Consider the following 19,350-nt stretch of genomic DNA (forward strand, 5'->3'; position numbering starts at 1 on the left):
ACACTTAGTTATCAGCAACTGCATAACGAGGAAATAAATCATGCTACGTCAAATTTCCATAGGTATTCGCGCCAGTATCGCGTTTGGACTGATAGGGTTACTCACTCTCATTTTGGGTATTTTCGCGTTAAACCGTATTGAAATTATTGATAACGGAATAACCACCGTTAGCGAAAAGCAGTTACCTGAGCTTGAAGAAATTAGCGAGCTGAACCAAGAGTTTCTTCTGGTGCGAATTCATTCTGCCAATGTATCAAGTTACGTAAACGATCCACAGCGTCTTGCTACATACAAACAGAAGTTATCAGACGCAATAACTCAATTGAAGGAAAGTCAGCGCCAATACAAGAGCATGGTTCAAGACCCTCAGGCTCAAAAGCTCTTAAGCGAATATGAGGAACTTGACAAAGAATACTGGAAGCTCAATGAACAGTTTAACAAGCTTGTCGACGCAGGTCTGGTAGACGCTATCGCATCTATTCGTGAAAACAGCATACTTCCGTTAACGGATAAAATCACACAGCAACTGGATAAAATGTATGACGCTGAAAGATCTCTAATTAATCAGGCAGCAGACAACGCTCACAATGTCGCCGAAAACTCGATTCTTGCCGTTATAGTAGTACTAGTCGTTGTCATTGCGTTATTAGTTCTGTTCGCCGTTGTACTGACCCGCAGCATTGTCAAACCAATCGGAGCAGCCGTTGATTTTGCCGAAAGCATTGCTAAGCGCGACTTAACGCAACGTATTGAAATTGTCGGCAAAGATGAGCCAGCACAGCTACTTCGTCAATTGGAACGAACGCAAACAGAACTGCGCAATTCTATTACCACCATATCGGAATCGTCGGAGCAATTAGCGTCAACCTCTGAAGAACTAAGCTCAGTGACTGAAGAGTCTACCCGGACTATTCAGCAGCAGTCGGAAGAATTAGAGCAGGCAGCAACGGCCGTAAACGAGCTGACCACCGCCGTTGAAACCGTTGCACAGGATGCTCAAAACGCTTCGGAAGCTTCTGACGAAGCAAATCAACAAGCGCAACAAGGTAATGACCGCGTACGTAAAACGGTCCGTGCTATTGAAGAGTTGTCTCAGGAAATTGGAGATTCTTCAGGTAACGTGACCGAGCTTGCGGAAAAAGTTAAGAGTATTACTAAGGTGCTTGAAGTTATTAGCGGTATTGCCGAACAAACGAACCTGCTGGCACTAAACGCAGCAATAGAAGCGGCTCGTGCTGGTGAATCAGGTCGCGGGTTTGCAGTGGTTGCCGATGAAGTTCGTTCGTTAGCTCACAAAACACAGCAGTCTACCGTTGAAATTGAAGACATGGTTAAAGCTATCAATGAGTCCAGCGACCGCTCTGTCGCCACCATGGACAAGAGCTTAGAGCGTGCTACTAAGACTCTGGATGTAGCACGTGAAGCCGGTGAAGCATTGCAGTTGATTACCGCTGCTGTCAGTGAAATAAACAATCACAACACATCCATAGCCAGTGCCGCAGAAGAACAGGCAAACGTGTCGCGCGATGTGGACAAAAACCTGGTTAGCATTCGTGACCTGTCTAATTCAACAGCCTCTGGTGCAGAGCAAACCAATGCCTCGAGCCGCGAACTCTCGCGCCTGGCCGTTGACCTTAATGAATTGGTTAAGCGTTTTAGAATTTAAATGCCGTAGGCTTATGTAGCCTGATAATTATGTCAGGTGGGGTATCTCACCTGATGTGAACATCAGGCTACAGGGTGCACGTAGCCTGACATTTATGTCAGGTCCAATGCCAATCCAAACGCCCATGTAGCCTGACGTTTACGTCAGGTTCAGCGCCAATCCAAACGCCCATGTAGCCTGACATTTATGTCAGGTTCAGCGCCGTTCCTGACGTAAACGTCAGGCTACAATAATAACCCTCCTGAATACTGCTAATTAACAGCATAAATTAGACTAATGGTGCGACCAGCATCTACTCTTAATCCGTGTTAACAAACTAATAACAACGGATTCAAAAATGAACAACCTATTCAACTTCAGTCAACCGCTTGATAACGATGCAAAAGCACTGTTCAACGACGAGAATCAGTCTTTTCTCGCTGAGTTAGTCGATACCTTTCAACCACGGTTAGAGTCGCTGTTAAAAAAGCGCCAGCAACGTCAGGCGCAATTTGATCAGGGTCAGTTGCCTGATTTTGACTCTGCAACTCAAGACATCCGGGAGGGAAACTGGCGCATTGCCGAACTGCCGGTCGACTTAAAAAAGCGCCGCCTGGAAATTACCGGACCGGTGGACCGCAAAATGGTCATCAACGCGCTGAATGCCAATGTCGACTGTTACATGGCCGACTTTGAAGATTCACAATCGCCCACCTGGGAGGGCATGGTTAACGGTCAAATTAACCTGCGTGACGCCAACATTGGCGGCATGACCTATACCGACCCGGACAGTGGCAAACACTACCAGGTTGGCACTGATCCCGCATTACTGATTGCCCGGGTTCGCGGCCTGCATTTACCGGAAAAACACGTACACCGGAACGGTAAGCCAATTCCCGGTGCGCTAATGGACTTTGCTTTGTACTTTTTGCTGAATTATCAGCAACGCCTGCAACAAGGCTCAGGTGTGTATTACTACCTGCCCAAGCTGGAGCACAGTGACGAAGCCAAATGGTGGGCTGATGTTTTTCACTTCACCGAGAAAAAATTCAGCTTAAAAACCAGCACCATTCGCGCCACAATTCTCATTGAAACTCTGCCGGCGGTTTTTCAAATGCATGAAATATTACACGCTATGAAAGATCATATTGCCGCACTTAACTGTGGCCGCTGGGACTACATTTTCAGTTACATCAAAACCCTGAAAGAGCATCCGGAGCGGGTTTTACCCGATCGTCAGGTGGTGAGCATGGACAAACCCTTCCTTAATGCTTACTCACGCTTGTTAGTGAAAACTTGTCATCAGCGTGGCGCCTTAGCTATGGGCGGCATGGCGGCCTTTATTCCCAGCAAAGATTCAACCGAGAACAAGAAAATACTCGCTAAAGTTCATGCCGACAAAACCATGGAGCGTGACAACGGCCACGACGGCACCTGGATTGCTCACCCGGGTTTAGCTGATACCGTACGCGAAATTTTTGTCGACGGTATTGAAGGCGACAACCAGCTGCACGTACTGCGTGAAAACGACAGCCCGATTGAGCAAGCCTTGCTGCTGCAACCCTGTGACGGCGAGCGAACAGAAGCCGGCATGCGCACCAATATTCGGGTATCACTGCAATACATTGCCTCCTGGCTGAACGGCAAAGGCTGTGTTCCTATCTACGGCCTGATGGAAGACGCCGCCACCGCTGAAATTTCGCGTACCTCTATCTGGCAGTGGATCCGCCACGGCAAAACACTTTCCGATAACACGCCAGTTACCAAAGAGCTGTTCCGACAGTACCTGCAAGAAGAAGCCGACGTAGTGAAAAATGAAGTCGGTGAACAACGCTGGAACAACGAAGCTTTTGAGCAGGCATTAAAGCTTTTAGAAGAAATTACCACAGCCGACGAACTGGTCGACTTTCTGACCCTGCCCGGCTACCAACAACTCAAGTAATGACAATTAAAGAACAACAAGGAATTATTTATGACAACCCAGAATCTTTCATTTGCACAACAAGTTAAAGAGTTACAAAAGCAATGGGACACCGACCAGCGCTGGAAAGGTGTTGAACGCCCTTACAGCGCAGAAGATGTGGTACGTTTGCGTGGTAGTGTCCAACCGGAATACACCTATGCACGCAATGGTGCCGATAAGCTATGGCAGCTTATTCACGGCAAAGCACAGGAAAAATTTGGCAAAGACTATGTGAACGCGCTGGGCGCTTTAACCGGTGGTCAGGCGGTGCAGCAAGTTAAAGCAGGTCTGCAGGCCATTTACCTTTCCGGCTGGCAGGTGGCGGCTGACAACAACTCGGCCTGCAGCATGTATCCGGATCAGTCGTTATATCCGGTCGACTCAGTACCGACGGTGGTAGAGCGCATTAACAACTCGTTCGCCCGTGCCGACCAAATTCAATGGTCAAAAGGTGTTACGCCAGAAGACGATAGCTATATTGATTACTTCGCTCCAATTGTCGCCGACGCGGAAGCCGGTTTTGGCGGCGTGCTCAATGCGTACGAACTGATGAAGCGCATGATCCAGTCCGGTGCTGCCGGCGTGCATTTTGAAGACCAGCTGGCATCAGTGAAAAAATGCGGCCATATGGGCGGAAAAGTACTGGTGCCAACACAAGAAGCGGTGCAGAAGCTTTCCGCTGCGCGCTTAGCTGCCGATGTTGCGGGTACACCAACACTGATTGTGGCCCGTACCGACGCCAACGCCGCCGATCTACTGACTTCTGATTTTGACCCGAACGACAAACCTTTCATTACCGGCGAGCGCACCGCCGAAGGTTTCTATCGCGTGAAGCCAGGCATTGAACAAGCTATTTCACGCGGCTTAGCTTATGCCCCGTTTGCTGACCTCATTTGGTGTGAAACCGCCAAACCAGACTTAGACGAAGCGCGCCAGTTTGCTGAAGCCGTTCATGCCAAGTATCCGGGTAAATTGTTAGCCTATAACTGTTCACCGTCGTTTAACTGGAAACGCAACCTGGACGACGACACCATTGCTAAATTCCAGCGCGAGCTTGCCGCAATGGGTTACAAATTCCAGTTTATTACCTTAGCCGGTGTGCACAACATGTGGTACCACATGTTCGAACTGGCGCATGACTACGCGCGCAACGATATGTCAGCCTACGTTAAACTACAGCAGCAGGAGTTTGACGCAGCAGACAAAGGCTATACCTTTGTGGCGCACCAGCAGGAAGTGGGTACCGGTTACTTTGACGAGCTGACCAATGTAATTCAGGGCGGGCTATCCTCAGTCACTGCACTGAAAGGCTCGACCGAGGAAGACCAGTTTAAAACCTCCGCGTAAAGCGCAAGTCTGCATCATAAGGAAAGACATCCGTAAGCTCACCCTTGCGGATGTTTTTTTGTACCCGGCACCAGTACGCCGGGTCAATCAATTCTGGGTGACGCTTCAATAATTTGTCACGGTACTTCGCCTGCGGCACGGCAAATTGCGCCAGCTGCTGCGGGAACACATCGTCCGGGGCAATAGATACTTCCCAGTCGTTTTCCGGTAAACGTCTGAAACTCATGTCCGTTAAGTAGCGCACTTCGTCGTAGTCATAGAACACCACTCGTTTATGCCTCGTGACACCAAAGTTTTTCAGCAACATGTCACCGGGGAAAATATTCGCCGCCATCATTTCTTTTAAGGCCCGGCCGTAGTCATCCATCGCCGCGTCTATTTCTTCGTCATTGGCGTATTCTAAGTACAAATTCAGTGGCGTCATTCGGCGCTCAACAAACAACTGGTGAATCACCAGAGTGTCATCTTCTATCGAAATAGAATTGCTAATGGTTTGCTTAAATTCCTCCAGTAAGTCCGCAGAAATACGCTTAAGCGGCAATGCCACATCGACAAATTCCAGAGTATCGGCCATACGCCCCACCCGATCGTGCCGCTTAACCATGCGGTAACGGTCAATAACGGTCTGCCGACCAAACTCCTTGGTGCCGCCCAACCGGTCTTTAATGACTTTAAACACATAAGGAAAAGACGGCAGCGTAAACACCGTCATAACCATACCTTTGACACCGGGAGCAGCAGAGAGCTGGTCGTCTGTACGGCGCAAGTGGTGCAAAAACTCGCGATAAAACTCGGTTTTTCCCTGCTTATGAAAACCCACCGACGAATAAAGTTCAGCCAGCGTTTTGTGCGGCATTAAGTCCTTTAAAAACCTGACCAGGGCAGAAGGTGCCTCGGTTTCGACCATAAAGTATGAACGGGCAAAGCCGAAAATGGTCGCCATGCGATCCGACCGGGTAATAAAGGCATCAACATAAAGCTTACCCTGCGAGTTGATCAGCACCGGTACAATAAAAGGATAATGGTTATTTTCAGTCACTACCCGGCCGACAATATACGCCGCTTTGTTGCGGTAGAATGGTGACTTTAGTACGTCTATGCGTAGGTTGTGGGCTTCAATATCCGTTTCTGTTGCGCGCTCAAAGAACTTATCGCGTAGCTGTTCAATATCATTTTCGAAGCTTTCAAATTCACCACCCAGGCCAATATCCTCAAACACCCGGGTCAGTGTTCCCTCCAACCCGTCAACCACCGGAAAGTAAGAGTGGCATTCGTTCTCCACCGGCACCGGAATGTGGTTGGCCAGCACAGTTTCCACAAAAATGTAGTCGTTATTAAAATAGGCTCGGTCAAACACCCGACAAAACACTGAGTTGTAAAAGGTTTCCGCCAGCTCCGCCTGCGGGTGAAACTTCAGCAGTTGCTGGTAACGTTGCCGGGTTGCCCTCCACAGGTTTTCATCAAGTTCATTCCCCACACGGCGCTCGACTTTTGTCGCCGTTGTGCCCACCTGGTGGTCGTAATAATGAATCCGCTCTGAAGCTGCCGACACCACCGCAGTCCAGTCGCGCTTTAAGAAACGTTCACGTGCCCCCTGAGTCAGTGCCTGAAAACGCCGATAGTGGCTATGAAAGCCATCCAGAATACTTTTTGCCAGGGTCTCGGGGCTAATTGTCATGGTCACATCTCCTGAATTCAGGTGTTTAACCTGAAAGTATCCGGAATAACGGCTTTTAATCTCTCAATATCACCTTCCGCGACACCATTCTTCTTGTAGTAAGCAGGCCACTCAACCACCAGCTCCTGAATGTTCTTGAGTAAATTCTTCGCTTTATTAGGGGTAACACCAAACCGTCGGCATTGCGACAACACATTATCAATACTGCCTGCACGTCCATATTCACCAATACCCAAAGCATGTTGCTGACTATTATTAATAGGCAGTACGTCATAGGCGGGCGACAGCTTCCAGCCGCCGAAATTTAAATCCCAGAGTAAGGCATGATTTCTACCGTGGTCGTCTGTGTTACCAATAAACACATTAAATGCCATGCGTTTATAAAGTTCGGTTGCATCCTCAGCACGCTGACTGGTTTTCCTCAGATGCTCCGCCAGTGCACCATAGGAGTATGTTGTCTTTAGCATGGCTTCGCTGACATTTCCTTCGGTCAGCAAAGAGTTCGCACTAATAAAATGATGCGAAACATCCAGACCACGACGGTCAAACCGCTCGCTCATCAGTACGTCTTCTTCACCGGTAAGCAACCGGGTGCTGGCAACATTGACTCCTTCCACTTCATTTAGCATTGCCATTGTTGCGCTTTCTACTCTGGCTACGTTGTAGAGGTCGTCGGCGCGGTTAAATTTTAATAAATAAGCTTGTCCTTTATGCTGAAGCACGGTTTTTGGCCTGGCACCACCCATCGACTCGCCGTACTGAAATGCCTTTTTCACCTCAGCAGAGACATTTTCTGAATTCAGAATTGCGTTTTTCCCGGCCAACAACAAATCGATATCATCCAGTGTATTCCTGGATACCTTAGCTTTTGACTTAGATTGAGAAAGACTAAAACTAATAGCACCGACACCCATGGATGCACCGGCAATTAAAAACTCCAACTCATTTTCGGGTTTGGTTGTGCGCAACTGGGTGATCAGCTTTCGTCCCCAGGCATCAGCTCCGGCATCGGTTAAAACACCAAACAGCCCTTTGTTAGCGCGCGTCTCAAATAGTTCGTCCGTTAACGGCAAATGAACAGGATCCAGCGCAAAAGCATCGTTTCGGGCTAAATAGGACTGACCGTATCGAAAACGGCCAATTCTGTTTTCCGGGTCATACCAAATAACACCACAAATAACAGGCTCACTCTCTAACCCTTCGATAAAAACATACGCCTTAGAAGTCATTAGAAAAATCCTCTGAGGTTTTTCGGCGTTTGCGCTGAGGCGCGTTTGCCACCCTTGCATACTGATCATCCAGAACCGGAATAAAATGCTCCAGCAATCCCAGCAATTCGAGAGCGGTAAATAATGTCAGTGAGTTAACTGAATGGCCGTTTTCCATACGATAAACCGTATTAACGCCGCAGCCCAGCCGCTTGGCGAAATCCTGCTGATCCATTGTTAATGAGCGCTGACGCTTAATGAGATCACCAACCGTTTTTAAAAAGCCATCTGCACCATTCAATTTAACCACCAAATATCATTTATTAACGCTTAATAAATTAATTATGGTGGATTAATAAAAATAAGCAAGTCTCTTTCTTAACCCAGGGTAAGGAAACAAGACTGGCGTTATACATTCACCCTATTTATAATCCCGATAGATTTTTCATATTCCACTTATTCTGGATAGCCATGAATACCATCAAAGACATTGATCTGAATCTGCTGGTTTATCTTGATGTTCTGCTGCGGGAAAAAAACGTGACCCGTGCCGCAGCGCAGCTGAATATCACCCAGCCCGCCATGAGCAACGGCCTGAAGCGTTTGCGTAACCTATTAAACGACCCTATTTTAGTACGTACCAGTGAAGGCATGGTTCCGACTCAACGTGCGCTGGACATGCAGGAAGCACTACGCGGCGTATTATATTCGGTTGAGGAGATGATTCAGCCGGTGCGTGAGTTTGATGCCCCCACCAGCGATCAGGTCTTTCGTATTATGGCATCCGACTATGCCGCCTCGACACTCATGCCGAAACTGCTGGAAAAGCTCGATGAACAGGCGCCCCATGTCTCACTGGACATTATGACTCCCAGCGATATCAGCTTTCACGACGTTGAGAACGGCAAGGTGGATTTAGCCATTAACCGCTTTGAACAGTTACCACAGTCGTTTCATCAAAAGAATTTATGGAGCGACGAGTTTTCCTGCCTTATCCGCAAAGATCACCCATTGCTGGAAGACTACACGCTGGACAATTACTTAAAGGCTCAGCACGTGTGGGTGAGTAAAACCGGCTTTGGTGTGGGCGTGGGGATGGACCCGCATGACGTACAAAAACTCGGCTGGGTAGACGACGCTTTAGATAAACTGGGCAAACGCCGGAAAATTAAAGTGTTTACCCGTAATTATCATGTGGCTATGTATCTGGCTCGTCAGGGGCTGGTTGCTACCTTGCCAACGCGGGCCGCCGAACTGTATTCACAGGATAGTCAATTGGTTATGAAAGCCCCGCCGTTTGAAATACCGGGGTTAACTCTGACCATGATCTGGTCGCCGCTACTACAGCACGATGCAGGCCACCGCTGGTTCCGACAGGTGGTCGCCGAAACCGCGGCAGCATCTTAATTGCTATAAAGGCTTATTCTTCCCAGAAAAAGTCTTTCCGCTTAAGTGGCTCCGGCAGCAAGCGATCCATGTTGGTGGCGTCATAGAGCACGCCATTAACCATGGTATGAGTCACTTTATCGGTATCCCGAATATTCTCCAGCGGGTTACCGTCAATAACAATAATATCCGCCAGTTTCCCTTCTTCCAGAGAACCCAAAGCATGGTCCATACCAAAGACTTTAGCCGGGTCAATGGTCGATGTACGCAACGCTTCCAGCGGTTCCATACCACCTTGCGCCATCATCCAGATTTCCCAGTGCTGCGCTAAACCTTCACGCTGACCATGGGCACCGGCAAGTACTTCAACCCCCAGGTCCTGCAACTCAGTTGCCACTTCCGCATTATTAAAATGGTTGTAATGGTTATGCGGCGCTTTTTCACGACGCATGGACTTACCCACTAAAAAGTCCATAGGGACATACTGAGTCAGCTTGGGGTGCTTCCACACATCGGTTTCCGCATACCAGTAGTTCTCACCCCAAATACCGCCATAAGCCACACCCAGGGTTGGTGTATAAGCTACGTCACTTTGCTGCCATAACTGACGAATATCATCATAGATATTGGCTACCGGCAGTGAGTGCTCAACCGTAGTGTGCCCGTCCATGATCATGCTTAAATTATGCTGCAACAACGAGCCACCTTCAGGCACCACCATCATTTCCAGTTCACGCCCTGCTTCAACCACTTGTTGACGCTGGTTACGACGTGGCTGGTTATAACTTTTCACAGAAAACGCACCCACTTTTTTCAGGCGTTCTAAATGAAACTTAGCATCTTCTAAACTATCCACATGCGAAGTGTAACCCGGGCCATTAGCACCGTATAAAATGGTGCCGGTTGAAAACAGTCTTGGCGCGGCAATTCTTCCCGCTTTTTGCAGTTCTGAGGCCGCAAAGAACTCGGTCGTATCATTAGACGGATCGTGAATTGAGGTCACACCAAATGCCAGGTTCGCATACTGCCCCCAATTCTGTTGCGGAATAATTTCCGCCTGACCCTGGCCACCGTGGGCGTGCGCATCGAATAAGCCCGGCATAACAGTCTTACCGCTGGTATCAATCACGTCAGCACCAGCTGGCACATCAATGTCTGCTTCAGGGCCAACCGCAACAATCTTATTATTACGCACGACCACAGTACCCTGCTCATAAACGGTATCGCCGTTCATGGTAATGACCTGGCCACCGACAAAGGCAACCGTCGTATCCGGTACCATAGCATCCTGTTCAAAACCAATGTTCTGGCCATTTTCTACTTTCAGGGTTTCGCTGTCGGTTTCAGCATTAAAGGCTTCAGCCACCGATGTATGGTAAAGCTCCGGCCCCAATGTCCAGTAAATCTGGTCACTGTTTGCCGTCCAGGATAAGTTTTCACCGGCACGAACGGAGAGTTGATGCACCGGCATTTGTTTATCACCCGGTCCCACGTTGATAACGCTGCCGCGCTCAACTAAAGGTGTTACGAACACTTTAAAACGTTCCGCAAAAGCCAGTTGCTTGCCGTCCGGAGACACGCGGAATTCAGTGGCTAACTCCGACTGATACAACTCGCGCTGCTCCAGTGTGCGTAAGTCGATAACGCTCAAGGTTGGCTTAGCGCCCGGTGTCATCAGATAAACCCGGTCGTTACGTGCGCCGTATTGCGGTAAATGCCCACTTTCGGCAATTTGCTCTGGCTCTGCATTGGCTGACACCGCAACGCGATAAATACCGTTTTCCAGACCAAACTTATCGGAAATTAAGTAACCCCCACGTATTTTTCGGTAAACCACATGCTTACCGTCCGGGGAGAATGTAGGTTCAACAAAATTGCCCTGCCCGGTATTCAGCACCTGCTCATTACCCGAGCTAATATCGCGAACAATAACCTGCGCCTGCGCTTCGTCATTCCAGCGGACAAACACCACGCTTTCTCCGTCGCGCGAGTATTGCGGGTACAGCTCAAAGTCTTCGCTATTAGTTAAACGCTGCGGTTCTCCATTGGGCAACGAACGCTGATACAAGCTACCTAAAGCTTCGTAAATCACCGCGTCACCCTGTGGCGACACTTGCGCCATACGCAGCATTTTCACGTCAAACTGGTCAGCTTCAACGTTTTGCTTAAAGCGCAAGGCGTGCTGTACTTTCTTTTCGGTTTCGACTTTAAACGGAATAATGCGCGCGTTGCCGTCATCGATGTTCAGCTTCTGAATATGGCCACCGGCCCAGAACACTAACTGCTTAGAATCCGGTGTCCAGTCCATAGTCGGGTAAACACCGTGAATGGCCCAGGTTTCTTGCATGTCGCGTTCCATTTTCCCGTAAACCCGCTTGTGTTCGCCGGTCTTCAGGTCCAGCACATACAGCACGCTGTCAAAGTCTTCACGCTTAATGTAGGCCAGGTAACGCCCGTCGGGCGATGGTGTCGGACGAATTGCGCCACCAGCACCACTTATCAGGGTTTCAATTTCACCGCTCTCGCGCTCAAAACGCTTAATGGTGTAAATGCCTTCCAGCGAGTCTTTGCTGTAGTGGAAAGTTTTGCCCGGTGTGTCATCCTGCGAAAAATAGATGTATTTACCGTCCGGTGAAAACGCCGGCTCGCCTAAGTCTTTCTGGTCGTTAGGACGTTCAGTCAGTTGCACGCCCGAGCCGCCGCTGCGGTGATACATCCAGACTTCGCCTGCGCCTAATGAACGGCTGGCGGTATAGTGCTTACGCGCCACCAGAAATTCGCTGTCCGGACTCCATGCCGGACTATTCAACAACCGGAAAGTTTCTTCGGTAACCGCACGCACGTTGCTGCCATCGGCGTCCATCACCCAGATATTATCGCCACCGCCCTGATCCGAGGTGAACGCAATATAACGCCCATTTGGCGAATAAACTGGCTGCATATGCCAGGCTATACCGCCCACAAGCTTTTCAGCGTCTCCGCCGCCAAAGGGCATGCGATAAATGTCACCCAGTAAATCAAATACAATGTATTCACCGTCCGGGCTGACATCCACATTCATCCAGGTACCGGAGTTAACCGATATATCAATGTCTTTAAATTCACCCTGCGGGTTACTGACATCCCAGCCCTGGGTTTGCTCTTCTGCCATGCTTAGCGGCGCGAAGCTTAATAACGATGCAACCGCTAAGGTTAGTGTTGTTTTTTTCATGGTATAGCCTCATTAAAAATGTCTTACCTTTGTAAGGAGTTAAGATCCAAATGTCCAGTCGCTAACGTTAAATGGTGAGGAAAGGTCGATTAATGGACATTAAAAGTCAGTGGGTTATAGTGAGAAAATATTCAGACAACCGGATTGAATATGAACGATGCCTTAGAGAACATCCTCCTCGACGTCTCTAAATCGCCCGAAATTGACGGTGGCGACTTAGAGAAAGCGTCTGAGCTTATATTAGCTTCAGCACTGGAGGGACTGGATATTACCCGGGTTAGTATCTGGTTATTGCAATCGGACAAACAAGCCATGAGAGCGGCTAAACTCATTGACGAGAAATCGCCAAACGCTGAAGTCCCGGTACTTTACAAAAACCAGTTACCTTCTTACTTTCAGGCGTTAGAATCCGAACGCACCATTATTGCCAACGATGCCCGCTGTCATCCTGCAACTATAGAGCTAACTAACGGCTATCTGAAGGAAACCGGCGTTTACGGCCTGCTCGATGTTCCTTTGCGTCATAAAGGCGAAATGATAGGCGTTATGTGCTGCGAAAGCCGCAAAGAAAATCGCATATGGACATCGGCTGAAGTTGCTTTTGTCGGTATGTTGGCGGACATTTACGGTCGTGCTGTTAGTGCCGCTGAACGAGAGCGGTTTGAAGCCCTGCTCATTCAACAAAATGAGCAGTTGGAAAGCATGGTAGAAGAACGTACCCAATCTCTGACCAAAGCACTGGATAATTTCAAACAGGCGCAGGAAAGGTTAATTGAGACGGAAAAAATGGCCGCATTGGGTAAATTAGTTGCTGGTGTTGCTCATGAGGTAAATACTCCGCTGGGCGTTTCAGTAACCGCAGTGACTCATTGTGAGCACCGGCTGAAAAAGCTGAATCAAAGTTTTACTGATGGTTCTATTTCACGAAAACATCTGCATACCTTCATCGACAATACGTTTGAAGCTTATCAGCTACTAAGCAGTAACCTAGAACGCGCAGCAACACTGATTCAGAACTTTAAGAAAACGGCTGTGGACCAGTCCAGTTTTGAGCTGGTGAAATGCCAACTCAAAGATTATTTACACGCCTTAGTCTTAAGCCTGAACCCTATGGTGAAAAAGAAAAAAGTCACCATCAGTATTCACTGTAATGAAGATATTGTTCTCAATACCTATCAGGGGGCGTTGGCACAAATTGTGACTAACCTGGTCAGTAACACTAACGACCACGCCTTTGCCGAGCCCGACGAAAATCATCAAATTGACATTCTGACTGCAGAGGAAGACAACGGCGTACGCTTTTCTTTTCGTGACAACGGCAAAGGCATGGACAGCGAAACCATGAAAAACATTTTTGAGCCCTTTTTTACCACATCTCGCCAGACTGGCGGCTCCGGACTGGGCCTATCTATTGTTTATAATTTGGTAACGCGGAAACTCAAAGGTCAGATTTCTGTCCAATCAACGCCTGGCGAAGGCACAGAATTTTCTTTTTTCTTACCTAATTTACCTAAATAGGATGTTGTATGCTTAAAGCTCTGCAAAACTTTTTTCAAAACAATACTGCCGCTGAACAGGCCAGCCTGGATAAAGCAGATGGTATGACAGACGATGCATTCCTTTCACTGGTATTAATGACAGAAATTAGTCTTGCCGATGGTACCTTGTCGGAAGAAGAACGCCAGCACCTTTTACATGAGCTTGAGCACGAATATGACATTAAGGGTGAACAAGCGGAAAACGCTATTAAAAAGGCCGTAAAAACAGTAAAAGAAGCCGCATCATTGTACGAGTTTACTGCTCAGCTAAAAGCTCTCGCCTACGAAAAACGCGTCGAATTATTGGAAAGTTTATGGGTTGTTGCCTACGCTGATGGTGAGCTTGATCCTTATGAAGAAAGCATGCTGCGTAAGCTGGCAGACCTCCTTTATATTGGTCATGCAGACTATATTCGAACCAAATTAAATGTTATGGACTCCTGAATGCATGTTTCATCAACGTTGTTGGCTTCTGCTCTATTAAGCTTTACTTTTGCTGCGGTAAGTCCCGCAGAGGAAGTGGGGATGGCCACCGGCTACCCGCCCTTTCAGTTCACTCAAGACAGTGACAGTGTTGGCTTTGACGTTGATGTTACGCGTGCTGTGTATGACTACCTGGGGCAAGACTTCAATCTTTATCAGTACGACTGGGATAATGTCGTCAGTTTACTTCGTTATGGTGAACTCGATGTTGCTATAGGCATGGAAAAAACGGCTGCACGGCAGTCGTTTTTTGATTTTAGCCAACCTTATTATCACCGCCTGGCCACTTTGTTTGTATTAGATCAGGACAGTAGCCCTGAATCCGTGCGAGGGCTTGTCGGTAAACGCATTAGCGGTGACCGCCATTCGGTACTTGAAGAGCATCTGGAAAAATTAGGGTTGAATAACGCCATTAGAATTCAGCAGGCCGACTCAAAAAAAGAAGCCATGGAACAGTTAGGCGTGGGCGAAGTAGAAGCCGTTATTATGCCGGAACGGGTGGGCTTATATCTGGCTGAAAAAATGGATCTAAATATACGCATTCTCTGGCAACCGAAAATTAGAGTCCCTGTCAGTTTCGCAGTGAAAAATGGCGACACCGAGCGCCTGACGCAACTCAATAAAGCATTAACTCACCTTGAACAAAGTGGAAAACTTGATGAAATACGCCAGCGCTGGAATGTCCAGCACTGGATTGCACCTCAAGATTAATGACCGCTTTCTCTTGCAGCTTCCATTTCCGTTTCCAGACGAGCAGCTTCATCCGCACGCGGCTTGGTAAAGCGCGCCAGCCACAAGTAAAGCACAGGTGTCAGATAAAGCGTAAACAGGGTTGCCAATCCAAGACCACCGAACACAACCCAACCAATTGAGTTACGCGCTTCAGCTCCCGCACCAGAAGACAGAATAAGCGGTAAACCACCCAGAACCGTGGATACCAGTGTCATCATAATAGGCCGTAAACGTATCAATGAAGCTTCTTCTATTGCTTCACGAACCGCAAGTCCCCGGTCACGCAATTGGTCAGCAAATTCAACCAGCAATACAGAGTTTTTCGCCAGCAGACCAATCAGCATCACCAATCCAATTTGCGAATAAATGTTCATGGAAGTACCGGTAAGGAATAAGGCGTAAATAGCTGCCGCAATACCAAAAGGCACGGTCAGCATAACAACCACCGCACTGTTTAATGACTCAAACTGAGCCGCCAGTACCAGCAGAACAATCAGGAAAGCCAGAATATAAGTCATGGCAATTTCCTGCGAAGTGTCCTCAAATGTTGCGGCTTCGCCTAGAAAGACCAGTCCCATGCTGCCCGGCAAAACTTCCTCTGCAATACCACGCAACTGCTCTACAGCTTCCGACATCGGCAAACCTTCAGGCAACTGCGCGTCAATTTCTATCGCCCGCCGCTGCGCCTGACGTTCCAGTTCCGCAGAGACACCTTCTTCAACAATTTCTGAAACGCTTGAAATAGGTACTAAGTCGCCACTACTGGAGGACACATAAAGGTTCTGCATGTCTTGTGGTGACTGAATTAAATTATTACGGGTGCGCAGCATAACCGGAATTTGCTGGTCTCCCACGTTTAAGTCGGCGACATCGTCACCATTAATGGCAGCACGTAACGTTGAAGATATATCATTTAAGGAAACCCCAAGCTCTGCAGCCCGGCGGCGATCTATCTTCACCCGTAGTTGCGGTTGTGTGGGCTGGTAGGACACATTAGGGTCACCCAAATCCGGCATCCGCTCTTTGATTATGGCAGTGAACTCACGCGCCACTTTAAAAATATCGTCGTAATTTTCACCGGTAATAGCCATTTCCAGGCCACCGCCCTGACCTCTTAAATTCAGGCTGTTATCACCAAAAGCACGCCCCGGTGCGCCCGGAACCCGGCTTAAGGGTTCCCGAATATTATTAATAATTTCCTGCTGGCTAATATCCCGTTCTTCCCAGGGTTTCAGATTAGCCGTAATAAAAACTAGGTTAGGGTCCCACTGCCCAACAACCGTATAAATCGACTCTATATCACCGCTTTCTTTATATTCCAGCAGCACTTCTTCCAGCTTACGAGCCTGGCGATCCATAAACTTAAGGCCAACCCCGTCAGGTCCGCGCGAGAATACCCGAACCGCTCCGCGGTCTTCATTGGGCATAAGTTCGCTGTCAATTTCATTGTAAAGCAGCGCGCCGCCGCCAGCAGACAGCAAAGACAGCAGCACCACAACCCAGCTGAAATCCAGTGCTTTATGCAGCGTTCGTTTATAAAACCGTTTAAAGCTGTTACCAATGCCTGCAAACCGGTTATTTTGCCCGGCTGATTTAGGCAGGCGAGCGGTAAAAGCGGGCACCAGAGACAAAGCAACAAAAGAAGAAATGACCACTGCCGCCGCAAGCACACCACCAAATTCGCGGAATAAACGCCCGGCTGTTGAAGGTAAAAACGCAATAGGAACGAAAACCGCAACTAACACCGCTGTCGTTGCCACTACCGCAAAAAACACCTCGCGTGTCGCTAATACCGCTGCAGCACGGCTGCCAAGCCCCATACTGCGGCGACGTTGAATATTCTCAGTAACAACAATGGCATCATCCACTATCAGACCGGTCGCCAATACCAGCGCCAGCAAGGTCAGAATATTAATGGAAAAGCCCATCAGCCAAATAGCCGCAATAGCGCCGAACAGCGCAACCGGAATGGAGAACGCAGGAATAATAGTCGCGCGAAATGAACCGATAAAGACCCACAGCGTAGCCACAACCAAAACAATAGTAATAGCAAGGGTGGTCACCACTTCAGCTACCGAGGTACGAATAAACTGCGCATCATCATTAGTAATGCGCATTTCCATATCAGGAAAACGCTCACGCAGGCGATCAAGAACAGCAAGTGCCTGATCAGAAATTTCAATAGTATTGGAGCCCGCCTGACGTATTACCCCCAAACCAACAACCGGTTTACCGTCAAGACGAACAAAGCTGCCAGCATCAGCCGGTGCAAAATAAGCCTGTGCGACATCACCAATACGTGTGTCATCGCGGACAATTATGTTCTCAACTTGCTCTTCGGTAATGGCTGTCGCGTCAGCTCGTATAATTAATCGCTGGTCGGTTGAACGCAAACTACCAGCCGGTACGTCAAAAGGCGCCAACCGTAACGCATCTGCAACATCGGTAACAGATAAGCCAAAGCTGACAAGTTTAAGGGGGTCGAGATCCACCCGCAGTACCCGCTCGCGGTCACCGTTCAGCCGCACATCAGCAACACCATTTATAGCCAAAAATGCCGGCGACAAGTCGGTTTCCAGGCGACGCGTGAGCTCCTCCTGCGTCAGAGTATCGCTGCTAACCGCAATATCCAGAACCGAGCGCGCGTCACTGTCTGCTTTTTGCACGTTAATTTGTTCGACATCGTCGGGGAGTTCGCGACGCACCTGGTTGACCGCTTCACGGACTTCTGCCGCAACCACATCTAAATCAACTCCGGGGCGGAATTCGATAGAAATACGTGCGCTGTTTTCTTCACTCGAAGACTGTATCGACTCCACACCCGAAACACGAGCCGCCGCGCCTTCCAGAATGCTGGTAACCTCGGCGTCGACCGTTTCTGGTGCGCCCCCCGGAAGTGTCGCACTCACACCAACAACAGGCCTGTCGACATCCGGCAGTTCACGTACTTCAACCCCCATAAGCGCGGCCAGACCGGCTATGGCAATAAGTACGTTGAGAACAACAATCAGTACCGGACGGCGAATGGAGACCGAAGGTAAGTCGTTCGCATCCTGCTGGTTATTCAATTGCTGGTCTGACATTATTCAACCGCCTCTTGCGTATCGAGAGTGGTTCTGTCAAAGGTCACTGGTTGGCCTTCACGCAGGCTTTGAACACCTTCAACTATCAGTAAATCATCACGTTGAATATCGCCTGAAACTAACACACGACCAGCCAGACGCTGTTCTATTTGCACGTCAACCCGGTGCGCTTTGTCGCCCTCAATAACCCAGACGAAAGGATTATTAACCCCCCAGGATAAGGCCGCTTCGGGTATTGAAGCGAACTCTTCACCGGCAAGTTCTATAGCTGTTCTGAAACTGGTTCCCGGCAGGAAGTCGTCGCTGTCATTATTAATTTCAGCACGAGCTCTGTACATACGGCTGGTCGCGTTAATACGAGAATCCAGTTCAATAATTTCGGCAGTTACCGGCGTACCCGAATAGCGCCAGGGCTCGACTTTAAGTTCTGCTCCGTCCTGCAACAGGGAAACCGCGGCTTCAGGAATACGAAAATCAATTAATAAGGTTGAACGGTCATCTAAGGTTGCGATAGCCGTCTGTTGGTCAATACGATCACCGACTTCTACGTCAGTAATGCCAATAATTCCGGAGAACGGCGCGCGAATAAAACGGTCTTCCAGTTCAATTTTAGCGTTATCCAGTTCTACCCTTGCTAAATCTCTTAATAAAATAGCGTTGTCTAGCTCAGACTGGGGCACAGCCCCCTGTTCGCGACTAGTCCGTAAACGTTCTACCGTACGTTCTGCATCGCGTAAGTTAATTTGTGCCTGTTCTACTGCCACTTGCTGACGACGGGCATCCAGCTCGACCAATAGTTCGTCTTTCTCAACTTTGTCGCCAGGATTAAAATTTACCGCGACGACTCTGTCGCCAACAGCAGGGTAAATGGTAATGGAGCGCACAGCTTCGGCCGTACCAACTGCTTCTACCCGGTTACGTTCACGCTCAAAAGTCACTTGTTGCGCTAAAACCAGCGCTTCGCGTGAGCCAAATTGTTGTGCCCGGCTCGTTTCACTTTGTAGCGAGAACAAAAACACTAAGGTAATGAGTAAAAACTTCATAACGGTCAAATGAAGCTCCAAAAAAACTGCAGC

At 48.6% G+C, this 19,350-nt stretch carries 13 protein-coding genes; 7 read left to right on the plus strand and 6 right to left on the minus strand.

Annotation, left to right across the window (positions count from 1 at the left end; genetic code table 11):
* The first annotated feature begins 40 nt into the window (after nucleotides 1–40).
* The 3 genes from B2U97_RS04170 (at nucleotide 41) to aceA (ending at nucleotide 4,955) form a co-directional block, all read left to right on the plus strand.
* A complete protein-coding gene (locus tag B2U97_RS04170; protein WP_286823245.1) occupies nucleotides 41–1,666 on the plus strand; it encodes a methyl-accepting chemotaxis protein in 1,626 nt (541 codons plus the stop codon).
* Nucleotides 1,667–2,003: 337 nt separating this feature from the next.
* Nucleotides 2,004–3,587 carry a malate synthase A gene (aceB, locus tag B2U97_RS04175; protein ID WP_272989880.1) on the plus strand — a complete coding sequence of 528 codons (1,584 nt, stop codon included), beginning with the start codon at nucleotides 2,004–2,006 and terminating at the stop codon, nucleotides 3,585–3,587.
* Between the two features lie 30 nt (nucleotides 3,588–3,617).
* Nucleotides 3,618–4,955 carry an isocitrate lyase gene (gene aceA, locus B2U97_RS04180; protein ID WP_286823248.1) on the plus strand — a complete coding sequence of 446 codons (1,338 nt, stop codon included), beginning with the start codon at nucleotides 3,618–3,620 and terminating at the stop codon, nucleotides 4,953–4,955.
* Here the strand turns inward: aceA and aceK are convergent.
* The 3 genes from aceK to B2U97_RS04195 are packed head-to-tail and all read right to left on the minus strand — an operon-like array spanning nucleotide 4,939 to nucleotide 8,142.
* On the minus strand, nucleotides 4,939–6,633 hold the full coding sequence (aceK, locus tag B2U97_RS04185; protein WP_286823250.1) for a bifunctional isocitrate dehydrogenase kinase/phosphatase: 1,695 nt from the start codon (nucleotides 6,631–6,633) through the stop codon (nucleotides 4,939–4,941). The two genes, aceA and aceK, sit on opposite strands and share 17 nt — an antisense overlap.
* Before the next feature lie 17 nt (nucleotides 6,634–6,650).
* A complete protein-coding gene (locus tag B2U97_RS04190; protein ID WP_286823252.1) occupies nucleotides 6,651–7,862 on the minus strand; it encodes a type II toxin-antitoxin system HipA family toxin in 1,212 nt (403 codons plus the stop codon).
* On the minus strand, nucleotides 7,852–8,142 hold the full coding sequence (locus tag B2U97_RS04195; RefSeq protein WP_286830260.1) for a helix-turn-helix domain-containing protein: 291 nt from the start codon (nucleotides 8,140–8,142) through the stop codon (nucleotides 7,852–7,854). Before B2U97_RS04195 ends, B2U97_RS04190 begins: the two co-directional genes overlap by 11 nt.
* A 170-nt stretch (nucleotides 8,143–8,312) precedes the next feature.
* On the opposite strand from B2U97_RS04195, the gene B2U97_RS04200 reads away from it, so the two are divergent.
* Nucleotides 8,313–9,248 carry a LysR family transcriptional regulator gene (locus B2U97_RS04200; RefSeq protein WP_034818340.1) on the plus strand — a complete coding sequence of 312 codons (936 nt, stop codon included), beginning with the start codon at nucleotides 8,313–8,315 and terminating at the stop codon, nucleotides 9,246–9,248.
* Between the two features lie 13 nt (nucleotides 9,249–9,261).
* Here the strand turns inward: B2U97_RS04200 and B2U97_RS04205 are convergent, their stop codons facing one another.
* A complete protein-coding gene (locus B2U97_RS04205; RefSeq protein ID WP_286823258.1) occupies nucleotides 9,262–12,438 on the minus strand; it encodes an amidohydrolase family protein in 3,177 nt (1,058 codons plus the stop codon).
* A 150-nt stretch (nucleotides 12,439–12,588) separates the two neighbouring features.
* Here B2U97_RS04205 and B2U97_RS04210 point away from each other — a divergent pair, with 150 nt between their 5' ends.
* Genes B2U97_RS04210 through B2U97_RS04220 form a run of 3 tightly spaced genes read left to right on the plus strand, consistent with a single transcriptional unit; the run spans nucleotide 12,589 to nucleotide 15,170 of the window.
* Entirely contained in the window at nucleotides 12,589–13,956 is a 1,368-nt protein-coding gene (locus B2U97_RS04210; protein WP_286823260.1) for a GAF domain-containing sensor histidine kinase, read from the plus strand.
* Nucleotides 13,957–13,964: 8 nt separating this feature from the next.
* Complete coding sequence (locus B2U97_RS04215) at nucleotides 13,965–14,420, plus strand: TerB family tellurite resistance protein (RefSeq protein WP_286823263.1); 456 nt, start codon at nucleotides 13,965–13,967, stop codon at nucleotides 14,418–14,420.
* Nucleotides 14,421–15,170 carry a transporter substrate-binding domain-containing protein gene (locus B2U97_RS04220; RefSeq protein ID WP_286823265.1) on the plus strand — a complete coding sequence of 250 codons (750 nt, stop codon included), beginning with the start codon at nucleotides 14,421–14,423 and terminating at the stop codon, nucleotides 15,168–15,170.
* On the opposite strand, the gene B2U97_RS04225 is transcribed toward B2U97_RS04220, so the two are convergent.
* Nucleotides 15,167–18,274 carry an efflux RND transporter permease subunit gene (locus tag B2U97_RS04225; RefSeq protein WP_286823267.1) on the minus strand — a complete coding sequence of 1,036 codons (3,108 nt, stop codon included), beginning with the start codon at nucleotides 18,272–18,274 and terminating at the stop codon, nucleotides 15,167–15,169. The two genes, B2U97_RS04220 and B2U97_RS04225, sit on opposite strands and share 4 nt — an antisense overlap.
* A complete protein-coding gene (locus B2U97_RS04230; RefSeq protein ID WP_034818353.1) occupies nucleotides 18,274–19,317 on the minus strand; it encodes an efflux RND transporter periplasmic adaptor subunit in 1,044 nt (347 codons plus the stop codon). Before B2U97_RS04230 ends, B2U97_RS04225 begins: the two co-directional genes overlap by 1 nt.
* Nucleotides 19,318–19,350 lie beyond the last annotated feature (33 nt).

Origin of the sequence: Idiomarina sp. UBA3176 (assembly GCF_002364295.1) — a bacterium.
Lineage (GTDB): Bacteria > Pseudomonadota > Gammaproteobacteria > Enterobacterales > Alteromonadaceae > Idiomarina > Idiomarina loihiensis.

Excerpts from the sequence above, each read along its gene's own strand:
- B2U97_RS04170 (WP_286823245.1), top strand. The coding sequence starts at position 41 with ATGCTACGTCAAATTTCCATAGGTATTCGCGCCAGTATCGCGTTTGGA.
- aceB (WP_272989880.1), top strand. The coding sequence starts at position 2,004 with ATGAACAACCTATTCAACTTCAGTCAACCGCTTGATAACGATGCAAAA.
- aceA (WP_286823248.1), top strand. The coding sequence starts at position 3,618 with ATGACAACCCAGAATCTTTCATTTGCACAACAAGTTAAAGAGTTACAA.
- aceK (WP_286823250.1), bottom strand. The coding sequence starts at position 6,633 with ATGACAATTAGCCCCGAGACCCTGGCAAAAAGTATTCTGGATGGCTTT.
- B2U97_RS04190 (WP_286823252.1), bottom strand. The coding sequence starts at position 7,862 with ATGACTTCTAAGGCGTATGTTTTTATCGAAGGGTTAGAGAGTGAGCCT.
- B2U97_RS04200 (WP_034818340.1), top strand. The coding sequence starts at position 8,313 with ATGAATACCATCAAAGACATTGATCTGAATCTGCTGGTTTATCTTGAT.
- B2U97_RS04205 (WP_286823258.1), bottom strand. The coding sequence starts at position 12,438 with ATGAAAAAAACAACACTAACCTTAGCGGTTGCATCGTTATTAAGCTTC.
- B2U97_RS04210 (WP_286823260.1), top strand. The coding sequence starts at position 12,589 with ATGAACGATGCCTTAGAGAACATCCTCCTCGACGTCTCTAAATCGCCC.
- B2U97_RS04215 (WP_286823263.1), top strand. The coding sequence starts at position 13,965 with ATGCTTAAAGCTCTGCAAAACTTTTTTCAAAACAATACTGCCGCTGAA.
- B2U97_RS04220 (WP_286823265.1), top strand. The coding sequence starts at position 14,421 with ATGCATGTTTCATCAACGTTGTTGGCTTCTGCTCTATTAAGCTTTACT.
- B2U97_RS04225 (WP_286823267.1), bottom strand. The coding sequence starts at position 18,274 with ATGTCAGACCAGCAATTGAATAACCAGCAGGATGCGAACGACTTACCT.
- B2U97_RS04230 (WP_034818353.1), bottom strand. The coding sequence starts at position 19,317 with ATGAAGTTTTTACTCATTACCTTAGTGTTTTTGTTCTCGCTACAAAGT.